Consider the following 22,075-nt stretch of genomic DNA (forward strand, 5'->3'; position numbering starts at 1 on the left):
ACCTGCATGCAAATAAAATTTCTTTAGTCGGTTTTTGTGACCGTATAAGTGATCACCACTTTGCACAGGATCAGATTTGCATTGGCTTGCATCGTACCCCAGCGCAAGTAATAGGTATAGGTTGCATTATTTATAACCGGGAAGGAAATGGAAGTTGTACTGGTTGACTGAATAGCGAAATTTGAACCGGTGGTAGCAGGAGCGTTTGCAATAATGGTGGAATTGCCGGAAGTTCCCACTGCAGCATCGGTTCTCCACAACTGCAGCGGCTGTGTGTTGTAGGTGCCGTCCTTATCGATCACAAACCCTTCGACTTTGGTCACGACTGCGCCATCCGGCAAGTTTACCGGCGCCTGCAAATAAGCAACGACCGTTGACGTTCCATTCGGTACATACACGCCGTAGGGGCCTATCGCTGTATTATAGGTGGAACCTTCCTGGGTAAAGGCCGGCGGAGAAACGCTGTAATAATGTGTTTTAGCCGCACCATACATGTATTCATTGGCTGCCGGAATAATTACATTCCCCACTACTTCCAGCTTTTGACTTGGCGACACGGCACCAATTCCAACATTTCCACCGATGAATTGAAAATTACCCGCACCCTCAAAATCGGTGAAGAAATAATTTCCATCAGCCCATCCAAATACATCGCCGATTTTTACACCCAAACCATCCAAGCCCAGGGCAGGAGTACCAGTGCTATCATATCCAACTACGGAATAACCCGCCGCGGGAAGGCCAAAAATCCCGATTCCCGAACCATTATCGGTAACTAATGAATTACCGCCGGTGGTTGATCCGGTGAATTTGACCAAATTATTGATTGTTCCACTGATGTTGGCTGCACCCGTGGCACCGGTCACTCCTGTTGCACCGGTTGCTCCCGTACTACCTGTTAGCCCAACCGTACCGGTCATACCGGTTACGCCAGTCGCGCCAGTTGCTCCGACAGCACCTGTCACACCCGCGCCCGTGGCACCGATTGCGCCGGTCGAGCCGGAAGGACCGGTGGCTCCCGCTGGTCCGGTATTGCCTGCAGCGCCCGTTGCACCGCTGCCAGTCGCACCGGTGATTCCAACGCCGGTAACGCCGATGGCGCCGGTAGGACCAGTCACGCCAATCGCACCCGTCGTGCCGACTACACCAGTCGCACCGGTTGCACCAAAACCCGTGGCACCAGTCACGCCTGTAACACCGTTTGCGCCGGTAACGCCCTGAATACCTTGTGGGCCGGTAATGCCTGTCGCACCCGTCGCGCCGATTCCTGTGGATCCGGCAACTCCCGTCGCGCCGGTGGCGCCTGCGGGTCCGGTATTACCCATCGCACCTGTGCTGCCGCTGCCCGTGGCGCCGGTCGCACCGGTGAATCCGAAGCCAGTTGCGCCGGTCGCCCCCGTCGTGCCGGCTACGCCATTTGCACCGGTTGCACCAAAACCCGTGGCACCAGTGATGCCTGCAGAGCCGATAGAACCGGTAGCGCCAAGAGCGCCCGTCGTACCAGCGACACCAGTAGCACCCGTCGCACCGATTCCTGTGGATCCGGCAACTCCCGTCGCGCCGGTGGCGCCTGCGGGTCCGGTATTACCAGTCGCGCCGGTACTGCCGCTGCCTGTGGCGCCGGTCGCACCGGTGAATCCGAAGCCGGTTGCACCGGTCGCGCCCGCGGAACCCGTCGCGCCCATGGCACCGGTCGGCCCGCTCATTGAGCCTGCGGCGCAGGGCCCGAGTGTGCCGGCGACGGTATCGAAACAAAGGACGTTGGCCTGCGTTGCGGAACTGGCCAATGCGGGGATATTCACGCTGCCGTTGTAAACCCGCAGCCAATCGGTGCTGTTGGCCGAATCCCGCACGCTGAAACCGCCACCTGCGGGTGCCGCCACGGTGACATCGGCGGCGTGCGCAACGGCGCCACTGAGCACTACGGAAATACAAAGACACAACGAATTGATTGCGAGATTCGCAACACGCATGACAGAACTCCCCCTGTGGAATTACCAATAGTATTGCTGATGCAATCGCTGGCACCGCTGCCAACCCCGCGCGCGACCACGCTGTTTACTATACTTGCTCACGCCCATCACGCCGCAAACCGCAGCGGCGCAACCAGATCGCGGCGAGCAACAGCCACCAGACGATCAGTACACTCACGATTTTTTGCGTGAGTCCGCGTGGCCATTCACGCCAGTAGGTGTTGATCCAGATCGCGGCAAAACAAACCAGCGCCAAGGCGAATGCAAAACGGAAATACGTTCGCCACCACGCATCACCGCGAAAACGCCATGACTGCAACAGCATCGCGGTAGTCACGCAAACAAACGCAGTCAGTGCAGAAATGTTGTGTACAAATCCATGCAGCGTTGCGTCGTGTTTCGGAATGTCGGTCGTCGCGAACACGACCATGACCAAGGCCAGCGCGGCGACAACGAACAAACCCAGCGGAGCGATACTGCGCGCGCTCGTTTGCAGCGCGCGGTAGAGACCAAATGCCAAGCCGAGGATGGTCAAGGCCAGCACAAAATACGCCGCCCGCAGCCACAGCGAATATTCGCCGATCAGGTAAAAACTCAACTGCATGCGCTGCCAATCCAGATCGCTGCGCAAAAATTGCAGCGTTGTTGCGATCAGCACAAACAGCAGAATGCCCAGCAGCGCGGCGGTTCCCAGTCGATACGATGTGGAGGCAGAACTCAGGCGCATGCGTGGCTCTTCCTATTTGATATTTCCGGTGGCGAGCGAGGTAGTTCCAGCAAACACGATACTGCAACACGTCACCGCACCTTCGGCCTTTTGCAACTCGGAAACATCGACGCTCGTCACTGCGATTCCGGCATCTTGCAAGCGCTGCCGCGTGTGCGGAAAACACGCGGGATAAATCAGACCATCGCCGACCAACAATGCGTTCGCCGCGTGTTGTTCAGCGGGATCGACATCGATCATTTTCCAGCCAGCGAACAGCACAATATCGCCGCGCGTTTGATCGAGCCACGCCGGATTTATCAGCAAGGTATCGTCGGCAACCTGGGTCACCGCGGATTTCAAATGCAGGCAATCCTGCGTGATCACGCCATGCACGCGATAGCCGAACGGCGCGCACAATTCGCGCAACTGGGCGATGCCCGCGGCATTGCTGCGTGCGGATTCACCGACATAAATATCGCAACCGAGACGCAGCACATCGCCACCATCCAGCGTACCAGGCGCGACAATCTCCAACACCGTTCGATAGCGCGCGAGCACCTTCGCAACCGATGCGACTTCCGCGCGACGCGATGCCGCGCCGGGGCGTGTCATGATCGCGATTTCGTCGAGCACAACCGCCACATCCTCGACGAATACCGAGTCTGCCAGATCGTCCTGCGCTGGCATCGAAATCACTACACACCCCAGCGATTCCAGTGCGCACAAATACGCTCGATGCTGCGCGATGGCGAGTATCAGATCGATCGGCGCACGCGATACGAACGACAGCTCGCAGTGCGCAAGCGCCGTACTGACTTCACGTGTGATCGCGATACACGTTGCTTGCGCTGACACCATCAATAGGTGCCCATGTAATCACGCTTGCCGATCTCGATACCGCTGTGACGCAACACCATGTACGCGGCGCTGATGTGGAAGAAAAACTGTGGCAGTCCGTAACTCAGAAGATAAGCCTGGCCGGAAAGTTTTTTCTCTTTTGGCGTGCCCGGTCGCAACACGATTTCGCGGCTTGCGCTGCCATCGAACTTAACCGCGTCGATGCCGCCGATAAACGCCAGCGACTTGGCGATCAGCGCGCGCAACTCGTCGAACATCGGTTCGTGGTCTTCATGCACCGGCAACTCAACCTCGGCCAGTCGTGCGGAAATGCCACGCGCAAAATCGCAGGCAATCTGCACCTGCTTGCGCAATGGGAACATGTCGGGAAACAGCCGCGCATTCAACAATGCCGACGGTTCGATTTTTTTCTCGGTGGCATGCGCTTCGGTCTTGGCCAGAATCTCGGCAAGAGCATCCAGCATTTGCTTGAACACGGGAACGGACGCGGTGTACATGAAATCGGTCATGGCGGTTTTCTCGATGATGGCGGGACGAATTTTTGCGGTGTAAATTTTATCGATGCCGGGCAACGGTGATATTGCTGATAGGTGCGGCGATCACTCGCGTGAATCAGCAGCCCGCCGCTCCCGCGCGCAGCTGCGTGATCGTGATATGTGCTGATGCCGGTCGTGTTCCGCCAGCAAGCGGCGTGATCGTCAGTGCCGGGGAATTGCCTGCAGGATTGCGCACGGTGAGCACCGAATTTGCCGAGCTCGTCGTGATCAGCGATACACCGAAAATTTCGCTCGTACCCGTCGCGCGGCCAACCACCGTGTACGCAAGATCGACTCCATTGAGCGTGAGAATCAGTTGTCCGGGCTCGTCCACGCTGACCTGAAACATGACTTGGTACGTGCCGATGGCGGACAAGCTGAATGCACTGGGACCGATGCGAGCTATCCCTGCGGAGGCTGGGCCGTTCTGCGGAAATGAAACATCGCTGCCCGGCGCCACCGTAGCCGCATTATCCGGCGGCATCAACGCAAAAAAATCAGCGAATTCGCAGGCGCCGCCCGGGCCCGTGGAACCGGTCGGGCCAGCAAGGCCAGTGGCGCCTGTAGATCCCGTCGCACCGGCCAGACCGGTAGCGCCGGTTGCACCTGCCAGACCGATGGAGCCGGTTACCCCAGTGGGACCGATTGCTCCGGTCGCACCCATTGCGCCAGTCAGACCAATGGAGCCCGTCGTTCCTGCAGGGCCAGTCGCACCAGTTGCGCCCGTCGCTCCGGCGATCGACGAGCATTGGCCCAACACGCCGCCAGGGCCGAAACATACGCCGCTCGAATATGTGCCAGGTGTCGTTGCGAGATAAGGCACGGTCACCACACCGCCGCTATCTATCATCAGCAAAGTGGTGGCACCGGCATTGTCCTTCACCACAAAATTTCCGGCGGGTGGCGTATTGATCTGCACATCGGCGGCATGGACTGCGTTCATCGTTCCGGCAAACAAGAGCGAAATCGTCATCGCAAGTATTTGGCGCCGCGCAAGTGGAGATGCGGAATCGCGTTTCATGGAGTCACTCCCGTTCATTAATTCGTTTGTGGTCGGTGCGCGCAAACGTGCCCATATCTAAGGTGCGTTGCGGGTATAGGAAAGAGTGGCGCTGAAGGAGAGTTGCGTGATATCGGCCGCGGAGGAATCAGTCGCGCCGAGCGTTCTTATGCGGATACCGATGCGATCACCGGCAGCGACAGTCAGCACCGTACCGGTATTGATATTGGTAGCGCTGCGAAATGTACCGGCGGTTACGATGGTATTCGGAAACCCGAATCTGAGCGAGCTGGAAAGCGGAGTTGTCACGTAACTCGCCGCAAGATGATCCATGCCGTTATTGGCAACGGCGGGCGCGAGGAAAACGGTAAAATCGTACTGCAGGCCGACGACGTTGATGGATACCACGGATGCTACCAGCAGATCCGCGCTGACTTGCAGATTCTGCACCGTGCCTGCAAAAGGAATCGGGAAGGCGAAGCCGGCGGCCTCGGGCGGCATCGTCGATTCTCCTGCCCCGCTGATAACTTCGGTGGTGTGATTACCGAAACCCATCAGCACCGGACTGGCTGAAACTACAGTGGCTCCGCTGAGAATGATACCCGTGGAAAATGGGATCAATCCACCCGCGGCCCCGACTGCACCCGTGGCGCCAATCGCACCGGTGGCGCCAGCCAGCCCGGTCGCACCGGTAACACCAACAGGCCCGATAGAACCGGTGGCGCCGACTGCACCTGTCGCACCAGCAGGGCCCGTTGCGCCTGCAGCTCCGACAAGTCCAGCAGAACCGGTGACACCGATAGCGCCTGTCAGGCCCATCGCACCGGTAACACCTGCCGGCCCGGGCGAACCCGTAGCGCCGGTTGCGCCCGTCGCACCGGTCACTCCGGCGGCCGATGCGCACTGGCCCAACACGCCACCGCTGCCGAAACACACCGCGTTCGAATACGTCGTTGGCGCGGTGGCCAGATAAGGCACGGTCACTACGCCGCTGCCATCGACCTCCAGCAAGGTTGTAGCGCCGGTATTGTCCTTCACCACAAAATTTCCGGCGGGCGGCGTATTGATCTGCACGTCGGCGGCAGAGGCATCCGCGATGGCGCCGACATTCAGCAACGACAACGCAACCGCGAGCACTCGGCGCTGCGGTAGACGCGCAGGATCTTGCTTCATGAAATTATCCCCATTGGTGAGCTTGCATGAAACGCGATGCGCTGCGCCTAAAGTCTCCGGCAGAAGTATCGCCTGCAGACCGGTTTTTTTGTTGCCCCGAACAACACAGCATGCGCTGCGGCTTGTCGCATCGATCATGTTGCTTGAGTATATGTTTTGCTTCTACAACCGATCGAGTGTCTGCCGCTGCTGCGCTGACTGTCAAGGGCGCCAGGGGCAACTCGCAACCTCGTTCAACTCTCTCGATCGCGCTTCCATGCGGCCAGCGCAATCAGATATCGCGCCATCGCCGCCTCGTAAATATCGAATACGCAATTCGTGCAACCTTCGCCGCAGCAATCGCCGGGATCGGGCTCGATTGGCGGCAAAGGTGGAGTATCGTTTGCTAGGTTCATGAGGGCTGAGCCAAACCGGCATGCGCGATGGATGGAATGAAGTGTTGCATATCGCTGCCGACTGGTATCCGTTACGGTTTTGCCTGACACTCGCGGAACATATTCCGCGTAAGGTATCACTACATGCAAATCGGCGATGGACGGCTAAATGCAATGTTGAAAAACTCGATGCGACCAGGCGTTATCGCAGGCCTCGCCATCGCACTGTTCAACCTTGCGCCCCGCGCTGCCAGCGCGCAGGTCACGCCGATTTCCTACAGCGCCGATACTCAAGTGCCTGTCTATTCCGGTCTGTTCGCATACGGCAGCAATATGGGCTATTTCGGCTGGAGCGACAACGACAATCAGGTCGGCGATATCCTGCTCGGCAATCCGGTGCAAAGCCAGCCTGGCGTTGGCGCACATACCTTGCGCGGCGCCTTGTACGACGATTTTATCCAGACCTACGGCATCAATATTCGCGTGCCGCAGTTCACGCATTTCCAAAGCCTCGGCGCGCGCGACAACACAATTTTCGTCAACGCTTCGTATCACGTTAGCGGTACACGGCGCGATCCGAATCACTACGGCGGTTGTGCGGATCAGTCCTGGATGCACGCCAACATGTATCTGCCGATCTGGATCGACGATGCCGCGCATCCGGGTTTCAAGAAGGTCAATCCACAGAATTATCTGGCTGACTACATGTTCCAGGTGGTCAGCACCTACAAGAATTTCGTCAAGTTTTACGAGGTGTGGAACGAACCGGATTTCACACCAAACTACAACGCCAGTCAGAACACCGCGTCGGCGCAATACTGGGGCACCGTCAATCCGCTGCCATGCGATTTGAGCAATCTCAAAGCGCCGATTTCGCATGTCAATCGGCTGCATCGCATCATCTATGAAGTAGTCAAGACGGTCGATCCCACAGCCTATGTAGCGACCGGCGGATTGGGTTATCCGTCATTCGTGCAAGCGATGCTGCGCAATACCGATAACCCGGGCGCCAACCAGCAAAATCCGGGTGAAGGCGACGGCAGCGAAGGTTCGGTATCGTCACGTTACCCACTCGGCGGCGGTGCGTATTTCGATGTGCTGTCGTATCACTCGTATCCGCAATACAGCCTGCGTCGTTACGGTGGCAGCGCCGCAGCATGCACGGCGAACGAGGTCTATATCGCGAGCACCGGATTCTGCGCGCTCGCCAATTCGGATACAGCCACGGCCAACTACATCGCACTCAAGCAGGCCTTTGTCGATGTGCTTGCCGCGGGCGGATACGACGGCACGAGCAAACCGCGCAAGATCTTCATCGTCACCGAGAACAACGTGCCACGCGTTATGCCACAAAACGTTTCCGGCAGTACGCTCGCGCCTGCAGGCGATCAATACGGCGCGGCAGATTACGCGCGCAACTACATCATCAAGGCGCTTGTGAACAGCCAGAAAAATGGCATCAGCCAATATCACATTTATGCATCGTCGGATGAGGTGCAGGAAAACGGCACCGACTGCAATGGCAACCTGGTCGGCACAGACAACACCAAGGTGCAAGGCTTGTACAAGGATCTCGGCTGCATCACGCCGTACAACCAGACTCCGACCGTGCAGTATTACGCGTACAAGACGACCGCAAATCTGTTGTTCGGATATCGCTACGATGCAGCACGAACTTCGGCGTTGAATCTCCCGGCAACGGCGGACGGCGCAGTATTTTCCGACCAGATCGGGCAAGTGGTCTATGTGTTGTGGGCGCGTGCGGTACAGCATGCGAATGAAAATCCGACGGCCGTCAACTACGCATTCAATAGCAGCATCGCGAGTGGATCACTGCAAAAACGCGCGTGGGATTTTTCGCAGAGTGCGGCCACCACTACCACTCCAGCGAATGCGGTAGCGCTGGGCGGCGCGCCGATTTTTCTGGCGGCGTCGTTTCAGCCCGCGATCACTGATGTGATATTTCGCAACGGTTTCCAGTAAGCGGGTTTGACGAAAAGCGATTGATCGTATCGTTGTAAATCAGCCTCCGTGCAATAACGGTTCTGTCGATCGGCGTCCGCTACAATGCCGGCATTGTTTTAGCCTGAGTCATTCCGAATGAAACTCCGCCACATGCCCGGAATGCGCGTCGCCGTTGCGCGGCCGCGTTTGTTCATCTCGATTCTATGCGGCGTGGCATTGTGGTTTGTGCTGCCGCCAGCGTGGATCCCGCAGCCGGTCACGCGTGGCTTGATCGGCTGGAATGTCGCCGCGTTGCTGTATTTGATCCTGGCGATTTCGATGATGGCACGGTCGACCACACATCACATGCGCGCGCGCGCCTGCGCGCAGGACGAAGGTGAATATGTCGTGCTCGCGATCGTCGCGTGTGCATCGCTCGCAACACTCTGTGCAATCGCGATCGAGTTATCCACCGCCAAGGATCTGCAAGGCTGGATGAAACTCGGCCACATCGGCCTGGCCGGATTGACCGTGCTGACGACATGGCTGATCAGCCAGACCATGTTCGCGCTGCACTATGCGCATGATTTTTATCTCGGCAAGGGCGAGCAGTACAAAGGTATGGAATTTCCCGGCACCGACGCGCCGGATTATTTCGATTTTCTCTACGCGGCCTGCATCATCGGCACGTCCGGCCAGACCGCCGATGTATCGTTCAATACCCGGACGATGCGCCGCGTCGGTTTGATCCACAGCGTGCTCGCATTTTTTTTCAACACGATTCTGCTGGCACTCACGATCAATATCGCGGCCGGCCTGCTCTAGCGAATTCACTTGATCGAATCGATCAACGTTGCGCTCTGAAAAAACTCGAGCGCTTGATCGGAACGAAGTGATTTGCTCGGTACTAGTCGCCGAGATACGTCTCGATGAGCGGTCCCCATATTCTGGAACCGCCGCGCGCGAAAAAGAGCTGATGGCCGTCTTCGCCAAAACTCCCGACGTGCTCGAACTGAACCTCGTCATCGCCCGCGGTATAGGCGTCGTACATTTCTTGCGCCAGTGACGGGCCGAAGAAATGATCATTCCGCGCATAGATCCATAACATCGGCGCAGTCGCGGTTTCGCCATAACGACGCGCGGCCTCGACCAGTCGTTCGGGTTGGCAAGTGACATTCGGTGCACCCTGATATCCGCCCCGCCCGGCCGCCATGTTGATCACCGTGCCAACCGTCGGATGCGGCATGCTGTTGAACGCCAATGTTCCCCAGCCACCGGCGGAATGACCAACGACAATGATGTCGCTTGCATCGATGTCTTCGATCTTCGGCGCATACGCAACCATCGCGCGGATCTGCCGGGCCGTCTCCAGGCCGGCATGGTAATAGTCGGCGTCATCACACGTGCCGAAAGTTTCAGTCCATGGTCCACCGGTCGCGCCATAACCGAGACGCAGCACGAACATCACCGCATATCCTTGACCGAGAAACCACTGTGCGGTCTCGCTGCTGCAATTGGTCGGGGTCAACGCTGGACGCTGTGTAGCCAGCGCCGGTGAACCGTGGTTGATGATGACCAGACGCGGCTGATCGGTATCTGCGGGGATGCAGATGTGACCGCGCATCTGCCGCGTATGGCCTTGGGTATCACTGATCGGAATCGCGATTGGCCGATCTTCGCTATCGGTCTGCGCGGCGCTGACGGTTGCGCTGTCGACGACGGAAAAAATTACGCTGATCAACAGCAAGGTGCGGATTGGAAACGATCGACGGAACGACATGACTCAGACTTTAATCGAGGCGGATGCGGGATGGTAGCCGATGTCGAGCTGCAATATTGGCGTCGACGGAGACGATCACTTCGCGCTCGATGCGCGATAGTTCGCGACTTCAAACCTTCTTCAAAAAACAGGTCTTCAACACCAGCCCCTTGATCTTTTCGGCGTTGCCTTCGATGTGCTCGTCGTCGTCTTCGACCAGATGGATATTGCGGATCACGGTGCCGCGTTTGAGCGGGATCGACGCGCCCTTGACCTTGAGATCCTTGATCACGGTCACCGTGTCGCCTTCGCTGAGCACATTGCCGTTACTGTCTTTTACCGCCATTTTAGTTTCAATCCGGTTCTTCGTTGGGGATAACTTCATCTAGCTGAATACTAACCTAAGCGCTACGCAGCGACAGCTTGGTATTCACTCATCGAGCACTGTTTATCGACTAGCATGCGCCTGCCGATGTAATGCGTGTTGGGGAACTCGCTATCTAGATGTACGCGAAATCCCGGCGCCGCCTGCATCCCAGCGTGTCGTCCGCACCGTGTATTCCTACCCAACCATCGAGGCACATCATGTCCATCAAGAATACGATTTTCGCTAGCCTGATTTGTGCTGCCATCGGCGTTCCGGCGATGTACGCCGCCGCTGCCGACCAGTGGCATTTTGTGGTCAAAAACAAGACTGCATCCAACATCACCAAGCTGCAGGTTTCGGAAAACAACTCGACCTGGGGTGATTTTGACGTCGGTGCGGGTATCGCTTCAGGCGAAACCGCAACGATGGTGTGGTCGGCCAGTGATACGTCGGGTTGCAGCCAGTGGATTCGCGCGAAGTTTGCCGATGGCGCCACCAGCGTGCCGGTCAAGGAAGACTTTTGCCACGATCTGGATTCACCGATCGAGTTCAGTGAATAATTCGTTCGCATAAGTGGTGGTAGCGGGGCCTGAGTCACACGCGATGCGTGACTGACTCAGGCCCCGCATTTTTTTGCGGGCGCTAAACCGAGTTACCGGAAATTCCTGCTAGTGGTGTCGCATTTTCGGCGTGATTGCCGAAACGCGCGCGTACAACATGAGCCGAACATGCGGTTCAATGCGCGAAGTTGTTAGCGCAAAAAGATCGCATGCAGAATTCTGGAATGGAGTGCCGCCATGTCATCTCGTCTGTCTGTTTTTTTTCTCGCACTCGTAACGCTGCCGATCACGGCCAATGCCGTCGTCCGCACCTGGCCTGGCACAGCACCTTGCACTGGCACGTTGCAGGCCTGCATCGACGGCGCCACCAATGGCGATGAAATCCGCATTGCCACCAATACCGCGATTGCCGAAGACATCAGCTTGTATGATCGCAGCCTCACTCTCAGCGGCGCAGATGGGTACACCGCAGCATTCGGTTCGGGGCACTGGCTCAGCATTACCAGTTCCAGTATCGCGGGCAATTTGCAGATCAGCGTGAGCCGCCTGAATTTCACCGACGGTTATGTTTTTTCCAACTACAACGGCACTGGCACAGCGACTTACGATTTGCGCGAACTCAACCTGACGCGCGTCGGCAGCGATGTTTATAACTTCATTGAGCTGGACGCCAATCACGGCACGGTGAATGCGACCATCTACAACAATCGCGTCAGTGGCGTGCCGAGTTCACTGAATCGCGGTCTGATCCATGTCAGCAATTCCGGCGCTGTTCTCAACGCCAGCGTCTACTTCAATCATGTCACCAGCAGTTCGGCTAGCAGCGTAAGCGGCGCAGGCATTTTTGTCGATGAAATCGCCGCTGGCGGCACAGGTGCCAGCGGCACCGTCAAGCTGCACGGCAATGAAGTGCGCGGCGGATTTTTCCGCTCCGGTATTTATGTATCTGAAGGTCTGTTTTCCAGCACCGTCAGCAGCTATTCGGCACGCGTGTATAACAATGTGGTCATCTGCAACGATGCCAGTAGCGCCGGCACCGGCGGCTCCGGCATCGGTTTTGTGGTCAACAACGGCACCATCAGCGCACAGGCGATCAATAACACCGTGTCACGTTGCTATCACGGCATTAGCGCTTCGCAGTGGTCGGGCGGTGGCGGCAGTGCAAGCATCACCGGTCTGATCAACAACAACGTGATCGCGGCCTATAGCGGCATCGACATGGTCGCTACGCTGATCGGCCCGCTGACCAATGATTACAACCTGATCAACGCCACCACCAGCTCGGTCGGTTATGGCGCACACACCATCACCGCGCCTGCAAAACTCGTGCTCGATACCCAGCCGCGATTGCTAGCGGATTCTCCCGCGATCAATGCTGCCGATGGCGCAACATTGGGATTCGGCCTCATTCTCAACGGACTGCCGGTCACCGATGCCGACGGCCTGCGCCGCTACAAAGGCACGCCGGCCAATCCGGATATCGGCGCGTATGAATATGGCGATGTCAGCTTCACGCATGTCACCAGTAGCGCTAACAACTCGTCCAACTACAGCCTGATGGATAACGCTGCACTCGACGCGAATCCTGCCGCGGCTTTGATCGCGACGCCCAATTACAACATCGGTGTGAGCAGCGGCGGTACAAGTTATCCACACGCGTTTGGCGCGTTCTACACCTCACCCTCGTGGGCGCTGTTCAACCAGGATTTTGCCACGCCGATGGCGGCTAGCGTTCACTTTGATGTGTGGGCGCCAGCAGTAGGCGGAGGTTCATTTACGCATGTGACCAGCGCCAGCACCGCGAGCGGTTTTGGCACCACGATCAGTGACGGCAGCACCGACAACCTGCCCGATCGCATTGTGCTGGTCACGCAGAACTGGAGCGCCGGCGGAGCCAGTTTGTACAACCCGCATCCGGTCGGTGTGTATTACGGCGGCTCGAAATGGCATATCGCCAATATCGACGGCGCCACCATGCCGCAACCGTTGGGTTTCAACGTCTACTCCCAGGAAGCCAGCCCCAATGCATGGCGGGTCACTGCATCATCAGGAAACCTGAGTGGTAGCTCGGTGCAATTGCGTCATCCATTGCTCGACAATATTCCGTGCGCACGTCCGCATGTCACGCGCTTGCTCGGCGCAGGCCTGGTCAGCGATCAATTCGATGTCGACTACAATGGCGCTTACTGGTACATCTTCGGTTACAGCGGCATCGCAGTATCGGAACAGTTTCATGTGCTGGTAGATCCCGCTCAGATTTTCGATTGCACCGACCGGATTTTCGCCAACGGTTTCCAGTAGCGAGCGGCGTCGGGATTTACTCGAACAAGACATTCGGCTTCGATGACTCAATCACCTCATCAAGTGAAACGCGAAGTCTCAAGCGCCACCGAACAAGTCTCGTTTGAGCGGCGTGGAAGCATCGCCATTCAGCTGCCAGCGATCCAGGATCACGTGTCGAGATTTGCCGATATGACTGTCGATGAGGACGAATTCTTGCACTTGGCAAATTATCGGTGACGTCAAATCCTGCTTCGGCAATATCGTATCAGTGTAGGCAACGGTGAGATGGGGATTGAACTTCGATTCCAGAAATTTTTCAAACCCTGCGTAACTCAGTGCAATGCGCAACTCACGCCATAACGATTGCAACTGTGAATGCGTCGACGCACACAATACCAACGGCGAACTGCCCTTGTTGCGAAAGCCCATGAAATGATCCAGCACAAAATCAATCGGCGGGAGTTTGATGTTTTCGACGGCTTTCTTCGCGCGCGCGAGAACTTCGTTAGGAGCTTCTGGATAAGCTCCCAGCCAATGTAATGTGATGTGATAATTCTTCGGCAAAATTCCGCTGCCGCTCAGCAGCTTTTTCTCTCTCAGAGTTTCGACCTCGGCAATGATCTGCTCGATAACTTCGGGCGCAGGACGCAGTGCGAGAAACAAATTATGCAGCTGTGGCGACACATTAACTCCCATGTTTTTCTATCTGTGCTTGTGCGACAAGCTTGGGCTCTCAGAGTTTCTCGACCAGCCTGGTCGTCTCGAGCGCATTGGCTGTTGCCGCGCCCAGCGCAGTGTTGTCGAAGACGCACCAGGCACGCGCGCCTGCCGCAACAGCGTTATGCAAACTTTCTGCGATTTCCACCAATCGAGCTTGTGGATAAGTGGAATAGTATATTTTTGGCGATCCGTGCAGCCGCAAATAGACCACTCGCGTATCGCCGCCCGGCAACGCAGCGGCGGGTACAACGGCAGGATCTGCAGCGACCCGGCCGATGCTGAAATGCTTGAGCACATCATCCGCCTCAGTCTCGAACCAACTCGCATGCCGCGGTTCCAGCACCACGTCACCGGCATGGCGTCGACGCAACATCTGCAGAAACCGATTCACCACGGCCCGCTCGAATCTGAAACTCGGTGGCAACTGCACCAGCACACAGCCGAGTTTTTGACCGAGCATATCGACCTCGGCAAAAAAAGCATCGAGCAACCCACCCACGCCAACCAGTCGCAGATCATGGGTAATACGGCGCGGCAATTTCACCGAAAAGCGAAACGTCGTCGGCACGCACTCAGCCCAACGCGCATACGTCGATGGTTGATGCGACTTGTAGAACGAGGAATTGATCTCGACGCAATTGAAACGCGAGGAATAACGCTGCAGATGGCTGCCGTCGAGTGAAAATTCAGACGCATCCGCTTTCGGCACGTTCCAGCCAGCGCAACCGATGCGAACGGGGTGAATGATTCGAGATGTCATCTGTCGCTGCCAACTATCAGGTGCTAACTTTATCGCAACCATCTCGGGTTTTGCAGGCAAGCGCCCGCTCAAAAAGCGTGTGCCGGAAGAAATCCTGATGAGCGTAAAGTCTATACTTTCTTCGAGATCAGCAGCGCCAACGGCAAGCTGATCGCAGGGTAATTTCGTTTTCAGTTGAAGGATAAATCCGGCGCCGTGCTGACGATAAAGGACGTTTCAAGGCCGAAGATCGCCAGCGCTGAATCCGCCAATCGACAATCGACAATCGACATCAGACAGGCGCTGGTGTTTCGAATCAATTCAAGCCGCTGTCGAAGCCGTCGATAAAAATACGATCCAGCTCGGGCAATCCACCGGCGCCAACGAGCACCAGATCGATATTCGAAATCTCGGTGGCATCGGTCGACTTGAACTGGATCGCATTGGTTCCCGCCTGCACATCCGTTAGCGGCACCGGCACCGCGATGGTTTTCTGGCCGCACGATACATCGCCGTTTTGCGTGTAACACGCGCCGAACGGCCACGGCTGATCGTGCCAGACGCCGCCGTTGACTCGATAACTCAAGGTGACTGGCGTGAACGCAAAATAGCTGAAGGTCAGAATTGCATTTGTTGCATTTGCAACATTGTATACACCAGGCACCGACAAAGTCAGCGGCGTTGGATCGTTTGGCCCGAAACCCCAGCCGAGATTCAACAAGCCGGTGTAAATCCCGGTCATCGGATCGAGCCGATCTAGCACATCGAACGCCAGATCGCGTGGCAAACGCGGGCCGTCGAATCCGACATTATCCCAGCTGAATGTGTGCGTGCCTTGGTCGATGCCGTCCTTGTCGCCGTTGTAGTGCACGTCTTCGATCCAGATCAGGCCGCGGGTCAAAGACAACGACATATTGTCGATGATCGCGATCTTTTTCAGCGGCGCAGTCGTGCCCGCGTCGCTGGCGTAAACATCGATCCGATTTTGCGCCACGCGCAATTGAAAGCGATTCATGTCGCCCGGCCCCGCGGACGCTTTCACGCAACCTACCGGCGTGACCACGATCGGCCCGGTGCCGACATCGGTAAACGAATCGTCACTGACATAGTTGTTGACCACTACAGCCGAATCGACCGTGATGACCAGGCTCATCCGGGCAGATGAAACGCACGCCGCAACCCGGCAGATTGGCCGGGCAGAAACCGGCGAAACGCACGCCAAAGCCGTTTCGCGGCACCATTTGCAACGAGCTAAAATGCGTGAACGGCGCCGGCACCGGCTGATCGGTGTACCAGAATTCCGGCCATGCGCGATGCGAACCGTGACTGTCGTCGCTCACTTCGAATGTCACCACGCCGGTGCGTCCGGCGATGTCGAACGGCTGCTTCGGATACATCGCCAGCGAGGTTACGCCGTGCTGATCGAACTGCGCCTCGACCAGTTGCCCGTTGCAGATGGCGACATCGTTCGGCGGCTGCACAGTCACTTCCTGACCGCAGCGCGACATCGTTGTCGGCGACGTGGAATTGTATTGGCCCTGACCAAAATTGATGCCGCCGAGTGCACGCGATACGCCCCAGATCGTGCCATCAAGATCGCCCGACCGATTGCCGATACCCGCCGGCGCATCGAAGGTTTCGCAGAACACCGCGTTAGCCAGGCCGCAGCTGCTCGATACCGGCGCCGCTATCGCGGCGGTCCATGCGCAGACATCGCCGAGCATGAATATCATCAGTACATTCAAACGAGAACGCAGCAACAACGGCGGGGTTTCCATGGCTCTCACTCCACGCGATGCGGCCCCCCGCTGCCAAATACTACACCCGGGCGTGCCGGGAAGAGTGCTTCAGGATTTGATGTCAGTGAGTCTGCCAGGCCGAACATCTGCTCAGCCAACACCGAGCACATCTGCTCTACATCAGGAGTTACGGACGACGGCATCGCTGTGAATCTTTGCACGCGTGACGGGTGTTAATTTTTGCAATTCTCGTTTCAGCCTGAAAATTAAGCGCTAATATCTTTTAGGGTTGAAGAGGGTCGCCACGATGAATCGAGTTCATTGCAAAACGCTGCTGAAGCGCGTCATGCTGGTATTGCTGACATGCGCCACGCCAACGCTGATGGCGGCGATCCAGGTCTACCTTCCGATCGGTCTCGAAGGCAATGAAGATCGGCTGCAACCTTACGGCTCCACCGGTGATGCAGCGTACGAACCGAACTCGGCCTACGATGAGTCGCTACATCTCGAAATACGCCTCGGCGACCTCGGCTATAGCTATGTTCGCGCCGTTGCCAACGCGCTGGAGCAAAGCGAGACGCCGCGCGACATGGCCCTAGTCACACTGCTCGCTTCGCCATCACCACCGACGGACCAAGCGCATTTGGCCGCGCTCGCAAAGCGCGCGAGCGATACCTCACCCGACGACATTCTCGTGCAATGGCTGGCGTTCGTCGCAGCCAACAAAACGCGCGGAGAAGAAAAAAATGCTGCCGCGGCGCTGCACACCCTGCAAAGGATGGATCCGGACAACGGCGTAGTGTGGATGTTGGCGCTGGATCGCGCGTGGAGGACGCAAGATGTAGCCGCGTACGAGTCTGCGCTGCAGCGAATGGCCACGAGTACAGCCTGGACCGAATACGACAATGGCGTGTACAAGATCCTGCTGGATGCTTATCAACGTCATCCGCTTTCGCAAAAACACCGCGAATTGCTGGCTCGGCGAAACCCACCGCAATCGAGCCTGGCCGAATATTATGAATTGGCGAAAGGAACAGTCGAATATCACAGCGTCGGGGCGATATTGAACAACTACAACGCACTCGATGACGCCTGCACAGTCGATCCAGGGAAAAACAAAAACGTCAACCACACTGACGTTTGTGCACGTATCGGTCGACTGATGTTCAATCATGGCAACAGCGCCAGCGCGATCGATACAGGCGAGTGGATGCTGGCCGTCACCGCAGCATTCACCGATGAAGACGTGAAGCGCTCGCGCCAACAAGACTGGATATATCTGCAGTATGCGCAGCTGACTGCGATGAGCAACGAGCCAATCACTAATGCGGAAATGATCGCTGACGGCAGCGACCGCGAGAAACTCGGCAACGAACTCGATGTCATGCGCCACGCGCTGTCTCGAGCGGGAAAAACATTGGCGCCGCCGGCTGATTGGAAGGACGAACGATCGCCGTTTGTTCGCGAGAATCTGCAGCAGCGTTTGAAGTCGCCGCGATTTCAAGTTTGATTCCGATTCATCCTCCATCGACTTTGCCCAAGGCAAAACCATCGAGTTGATCGACGCTGATCGCTTGCTCGAACTGGTTCGCGAGGTGCAAATCCCGCTACCGACAAAAGTCCCTGCTCCCGCAAAAATTGTCGCTCCGGCAATACGCGCCGAATCAGCACCGGACAGGTTTAAACCGCCATTGGAACAACCTGCGCTAGCGTGTCCGCAGTGCAGCGGCGCAATGATTCAGCGTTTGAACAAAACCACCCACCCACGCTCCGTTCTGGGGATGCGCCGGGTTTCCCAAATGTCGCGGCAGGAGAGAGTTTTCTGCGTAGTCAGACCACACCAGCCGAGTGCATGACGCGCCGCAGGCACTAGCGCGGCGTGGTATCGACATCAGCCTTGTCGACCATGCGCGCATAGGCGCTCGCTGCGGTGACGAATTCCGACGGCATCATGACAATGGTCATGGTGTTTTGCTCGGCACCCACTTCGGTCAGCATCTGCATTCGGCGCAGCTCGATCGCCATCGGCGTTTTTGCCATCAGCGTGGCAGCTTCCGTGAGCTTGAGTGCGGCCTCGTGCTCGGCTTCCGCCTTGATGATGCGCGCGCGCTTTTCGCGATGCGCTTCGGCTTCCTGCGCCATCGCGCGCTGCATCGACTGCGGAATTTCGACGTCTTTTATTTGTACGCGATCGACTTCGACGCCCCACGGTTCGGTGACCTTGTCCATGATCTCGCCGAGCATCGCAGAAAGTTTTTCCTGTTCCTTCAACAGTTCATCGAGCGAATGTTGTCCCATCACGCTACGCAGACTGGTCAATGCGGTTTGCCGCACGGCATCCTCGAAACGCACCACTTCGATGATCGCACGCTGCGGATTTACTACCTTGTACCAGACCACCGCGCGCACCTTGACCGGCACGTTGTCGTTGGTCATGGTTTCCTGCGGCTCGATATCCTGTGTCACCACGCGCATGTCGACGGTTTGCATGCGATCGATACCGGGAATGATCCATGTCAGTCCAGGCTCGCGCGTATCGCTGTATCGCCCAAGTCGAAACACCAAACCGCGTTGGTATTGTTGCAGAACACGCAAACCGGCCACCGCGATAAAAATCAAAGGAAGCAAAAAATACAGGATCATGGAATATTCCGTAGTCGGCTGGTTTCAAGTGTACTACCGCGCCCACGCGTCCGCGGTTTTGCAAAGCGCTTCGGAGATTCGCAACCGATGCGGTGCTCGCGCGTCGAATGCGCCGGCTCAATAATACGTTCGCGCCGTGATTTCGAAACCCGAGCTGTTTTCGGTATGGCGGTAAAACGCACCGATGGCGAAGGTGCTGTTGATATGGAATACCGGGCCGGTGACGAACTCGTTGGTACGGTGGCCAAGCACGTCGCTGTGGCTGGCGCTGGCGATCGCCTCGACCCACGGCGCGAAACGATGGCGGATCTCGAAGATCGCCGATGCGCCGGTATCGCGCACCGTGCCGATCAGCGGTTTGTCGAACTGCGCGCGCACCGCGGCGCCTTCGATCGCGATCATCGTATCGTTGTCGAGCAACCAATGACCGCCGAGGCCAACGCGCTCGGCGCGGCTGTTTTTCCACGCCGGATTGCCGTAGCTGCCGGCATTGCCGTACGAACCGAACACGTGGTAATTCTTGCCGAACTCGTAATAACCGCCCAGCGTATCGTTGCTGAAGGCCTGGCCGTTGACATGATCCTGTTGATGGCTGAGATACGCGTAGTCGTAACTCAACGGCTCGGCGCTGGCCGCAACGCTCAGCAAGGTCGAGACAAACAACAGTTGCGCGATACGTCGCATGGTTTCCCCCTTCCAGACTTCGACGCCGGATAGTGACGCGCTTCGCCAACCACCGCAACCACAACGATCACCGCGATGGACAACTGCGAGGATCGACAAAACCCAAGCGGCCAACTCGATCAAGTTAGCCGCGATGAATTCAGTTTATCGATCTGTCGGAAGGAAACGCGATGAAAGGCGACAGGCCGTAGCGCCGCCTGCCGACGACTCGTTACAACAAGCGTCGGCTGGTTTCACACGGCGATACGATTATCCCGCGTCGGCAGCACATTTGTTGAGGATCGCCTCGGTAATCTTCCACTCCATGTTCTCGGCAAATGTGACGTCATCGATCTCGCATTCGGTGCCGTCTTCGGCGACCACGCGCACGTCGAGCGTACCCTTCTTGACATTGCTCAGCACAAACTTGCCGCCGGGCTTGACGATATTGGCCGGGCCATCGCCAAGCTGATCCGGGCCCCATTCCTTGTCCTTGGAATCGGTCAGATACAGATGATGGATTGCCGACTTCGAGCTGTTGACGACGTGCAACTCAAGCGCGAATGCGGACGACGTGGTGATGAGCGACAGCGCGCCCAGCAGGATGATACGCTTCATGATAGTAATTCTCCCCGGAAATTGATTGATATCAACACGACTCGGAAAGCCATCTGACAGCACCCGCAACGGCGGCTTGTCCAAATCTCGCCGGGGACTATAAACGAAGTTTTCTGGCGGCTCCAGAGCACGCAATAGACAAGCGCCGGGTTGGTGATAAGCGACACCTGCGTCACCTCGCACGCGAGCGCAGACGTGGTGTTGGCCTCGCACGTTGTGCGATCGCTAAATCACCGCTTTGATCGCGAGCTCGAACGAGCGCGCGCGCTTGGCGTGATCGAAAACATTGGTGGTCAACATCAGTTCGTCGGGCTGATGGCGCGCGACAAATGCGGCAATGCCCTTTCGCACCGTCTCGGGTGAACCGACCACCGCACAGCCGAGCGAATGATCGACGCCGGCTTTCTCTTGCGGCGTGCAGAAAGTATGGATGGCCTCTGCCGATGCGAGTGGCGGCGGAATCAGCCCTGGGCGGCCACGACGCAGATTGATGAACGCCTGTTGTTGCGTCGTGAACAGGCATGCGGCTTCGGCATCGGTGTCAGCAGCGACCACGTTCAGCGCGAGCATCACATGCGGTTGCGCGAGACGTAGCGACGGGCGGAACTCGCGCCGATACAACGCCAGCGCGTCTTCGAGCGAATCCGGCGCGAAGTGCGACGCAAACGCGTACGCCAAACCGAGCTGCGCAGCGAGGCGCGCGCCGAACAGGCTCGATCCGAGTATCCACATTTCCACATCTATACCCGCACCGGGTACCGCACGTACCGCCTGCCCGGCTTGCGCCGGCTCGAAGTAGCGCATCAGCTCGACTACGTCGGCCGGAAACTCCTCGGCGTTCTGGTAATAACGGCGCAACGCGCGTGCCGCGGCCTGATCAGTGCCAGGCGCGCGGCCCAGGCCGAGATCGATACGATGCGGATACAGCGAGGCCAGCGTGCCAAACTGCTCGGCCACCTGCAGCGGCGCATGGTTCGGCAACATCACACCGCCAGAACCGACACGAATGGTCGAGGTGCCGCCCGCGATATGGCCGATCAATACGGCGGTGGCCGCACTCGCAATGCCGGGCATGTTGTGGTGCTCAGCGAGCCAATAACGGCGGTAACCGAAACGCTCCGCGGCGCGCGCGAGATCGAGCGAATTGGCAAAGGTCTGGCCGGCATCGCTTCCCTCGGTGACGGGCGCGAGATCGAGAACGGACAAGGGAATCATGGGCAATCCTGCAATGGCAAGTTGCAGATATGGGGATGGCTCGGCAGCTATGCCAGTGCTGATTTGAGCGCTTTTTGCTCATCGCGACAGCCACCGCGCACACAGACAATAGCTGCACGGTTCGCCAAGCATCTGCTCATGCGATCAATGATCACATCGGTGATCGATATGCGATGGCATGAACGGACTCGTTACGTCGTTC

At 57.5% G+C, this 22,075-nt stretch carries 21 protein-coding genes and 1 pseudogene; 5 read left to right on the forward strand and 17 right to left on the reverse strand.

Going from position 1 to position 22,075, the window contains the following annotated elements; translation table 11 throughout:
* Positions 1-23 precede the first annotated feature (23 nt).
* From ELE36_RS20990 to ELE36_RS11015, 7 genes are all read right to left on the reverse strand, one after another.
* Positions 24-1,973, reverse strand: coding sequence for an autotransporter outer membrane beta-barrel domain-containing protein (locus tag ELE36_RS20990; RefSeq protein ID WP_207215758.1), 1,950 nt, complete (start codon positions 1,971-1,973; stop codon positions 24-26).
* A gap of 88 nt (positions 1,974-2,061) precedes the next feature.
* Positions 2,062-2,700 (reverse strand): DUF998 domain-containing protein, encoded by a 639-nt coding sequence (locus tag ELE36_RS10990; protein ID WP_129833253.1) that lies wholly within the window; start codon positions 2,698-2,700, stop codon positions 2,062-2,064.
* A 12-nt stretch (positions 2,701-2,712) separates the two neighbouring features.
* A complete protein-coding gene (locus ELE36_RS10995) occupies positions 2,713-3,537 on the reverse strand; it encodes a dimethylarginine dimethylaminohydrolase family protein (protein ID WP_242512244.1) in 825 nt (274 codons plus the stop codon).
* 2 nt (positions 3,538-3,539) lie between these two features.
* Positions 3,540-4,049, reverse strand: coding sequence for a DUF1993 domain-containing protein (locus ELE36_RS11000; protein WP_129833257.1), 510 nt, complete (start codon positions 4,047-4,049; stop codon positions 3,540-3,542).
* Between the two features lie 103 nt (positions 4,050-4,152).
* A complete protein-coding gene (locus ELE36_RS20995; RefSeq protein WP_277987046.1) occupies positions 4,153-5,019 on the reverse strand; it encodes a hypothetical protein in 867 nt (288 codons plus the stop codon).
* 135 nt (positions 5,020-5,154) lie between these two features.
* On the reverse strand, positions 5,155-6,249 hold the full coding sequence (locus ELE36_RS21000) for a hypothetical protein (protein WP_277987047.1): 1,095 nt from the start codon (positions 6,247-6,249) through the stop codon (positions 5,155-5,157).
* 233 nt (positions 6,250-6,482) lie between these two features.
* Entirely contained in the window at positions 6,483-6,644 is a 162-nt protein-coding gene (locus tag ELE36_RS11015; protein WP_129833263.1) for an oxidoreductase-like domain-containing protein, read from the reverse strand.
* Positions 6,645-6,812: 168 nt separating this feature from the next.
* Between ELE36_RS11015 and ELE36_RS11020 the strand changes: the two genes are divergently transcribed.
* Together ELE36_RS11020 and ELE36_RS11025 are read left to right on the forward strand one after the other, a co-directional pair.
* Positions 6,813-8,606, forward strand: coding sequence for a hypothetical protein (locus tag ELE36_RS11020; RefSeq protein ID WP_129833265.1), 1,794 nt, complete (start codon positions 6,813-6,815; stop codon positions 8,604-8,606).
* 117 nt (positions 8,607-8,723) lie between these two features.
* The gene (locus ELE36_RS11025; RefSeq protein ID WP_129833267.1) at positions 8,724-9,392 is read left to right on the forward strand and encodes a DUF1345 domain-containing protein; all 669 of its coding nucleotides are present in this window, start codon (positions 8,724-8,726) and stop codon (positions 9,390-9,392) included.
* Positions 9,393-9,474: 82 nt separating this feature from the next.
* On the opposite strand, the gene ELE36_RS11030 is transcribed toward ELE36_RS11025, so the two are convergent.
* Together ELE36_RS11030 and ELE36_RS11035 are read right to left on the reverse strand one after the other, a co-directional pair.
* On the reverse strand, positions 9,475-10,347 hold the full coding sequence (locus ELE36_RS11030; RefSeq protein ID WP_242512245.1) for a dienelactone hydrolase family protein: 873 nt from the start codon (positions 10,345-10,347) through the stop codon (positions 9,475-9,477).
* 109 nt (positions 10,348-10,456) lie between these two features.
* A pseudogene (locus tag ELE36_RS11035) lies at positions 10,457-10,666 on the reverse strand (alkylphosphonate utilization protein); the annotation flags it as partial.
* Positions 10,667-10,911: 245 nt separating this feature from the next.
* Here ELE36_RS11035 and ELE36_RS11040 point away from each other — a divergent pair.
* Positions 10,912-11,253: a hypothetical protein gene (locus ELE36_RS11040; protein WP_129833271.1), complete on the forward strand. Its 342-nt coding sequence runs from the start codon at positions 10,912-10,914 to the stop codon at positions 11,251-11,253.
* Positions 11,254-11,490: 237 nt separating this feature from the next.
* Positions 11,491-13,554: a DUF7452 domain-containing protein gene (locus tag ELE36_RS11045; protein WP_129833273.1), complete on the forward strand. Its 2,064-nt coding sequence runs from the start codon at positions 11,491-11,493 to the stop codon at positions 13,552-13,554.
* 78 nt (positions 13,555-13,632) lie between these two features.
* On the opposite strand, the gene ELE36_RS11050 is transcribed toward ELE36_RS11045, so the two are convergent.
* The 4 genes from ELE36_RS11050 to ELE36_RS11065 form a co-directional block, all read right to left on the reverse strand.
* The gene (locus ELE36_RS11050; RefSeq protein WP_165371570.1) at positions 13,633-14,220 is read right to left on the reverse strand and encodes a 2'-5' RNA ligase family protein; all 588 of its coding nucleotides are present in this window, start codon (positions 14,218-14,220) and stop codon (positions 13,633-13,635) included.
* Positions 14,221-14,269: 49 nt separating this feature from the next.
* Entirely contained in the window at positions 14,270-15,016 is a 747-nt protein-coding gene (locus ELE36_RS11055) for a DUF72 domain-containing protein (RefSeq protein WP_129833277.1), read from the reverse strand.
* 295 nt (positions 15,017-15,311) lie between these two features.
* A complete protein-coding gene (locus ELE36_RS11060) occupies positions 15,312-16,148 on the reverse strand; it encodes a hypothetical protein (protein ID WP_129833279.1) in 837 nt (278 codons plus the stop codon).
* Positions 16,093-16,773, reverse strand: coding sequence for a hypothetical protein (locus tag ELE36_RS11065; RefSeq protein WP_129833281.1), 681 nt, complete (start codon positions 16,771-16,773; stop codon positions 16,093-16,095). The genes ELE36_RS11060 and ELE36_RS11065 overlap by 56 nt, the downstream gene beginning before the upstream one ends.
* A 268-nt stretch (positions 16,774-17,041) precedes the next feature.
* Here ELE36_RS11065 and ELE36_RS11070 point away from each other — a divergent pair, with 268 nt between their 5' ends.
* A complete protein-coding gene (locus ELE36_RS11070; protein WP_129833283.1) occupies positions 17,042-18,244 on the forward strand; it encodes a hypothetical protein in 1,203 nt (400 codons plus the stop codon).
* A gap of 359 nt (positions 18,245-18,603) precedes the next feature.
* Here ELE36_RS11070 and ELE36_RS11075 read toward each other — a convergent pair whose 3' ends face one another.
* The 4 genes from ELE36_RS11075 to ELE36_RS11090 all read right to left on the reverse strand — a co-directional run bounded on the left by ELE36_RS11075 (position 18,604) and on the right by ELE36_RS11090 (position 21,873).
* Positions 18,604-19,377: a slipin family protein gene (locus ELE36_RS11075; protein WP_129833285.1), complete on the reverse strand. Its 774-nt coding sequence runs from the start codon at positions 19,375-19,377 to the stop codon at positions 18,604-18,606.
* A gap of 117 nt (positions 19,378-19,494) precedes the next feature.
* Positions 19,495-20,061, reverse strand: coding sequence for a hypothetical protein (locus tag ELE36_RS11080; protein WP_129833287.1), 567 nt, complete (start codon positions 20,059-20,061; stop codon positions 19,495-19,497).
* Positions 20,062-20,310: 249 nt separating this feature from the next.
* Entirely contained in the window at positions 20,311-20,658 is a 348-nt protein-coding gene (locus ELE36_RS11085; protein ID WP_129833289.1) for a hypothetical protein, read from the reverse strand.
* Positions 20,659-20,883: 225 nt separating this feature from the next.
* Positions 20,884-21,873, reverse strand: a complete 990-nt coding sequence (locus tag ELE36_RS11090) for an LLM class flavin-dependent oxidoreductase (RefSeq protein ID WP_129833291.1) — start codon at positions 21,871-21,873, stop codon at positions 20,884-20,886.
* Positions 21,874-22,075 lie beyond the last annotated feature (202 nt).

The sequence above is a fragment of the Pseudolysobacter antarcticus genome (genome assembly GCF_004168365.1).
Lineage (GTDB): Bacteria > Pseudomonadota > Gammaproteobacteria > Xanthomonadales > Rhodanobacteraceae > Pseudolysobacter > Pseudolysobacter antarcticus.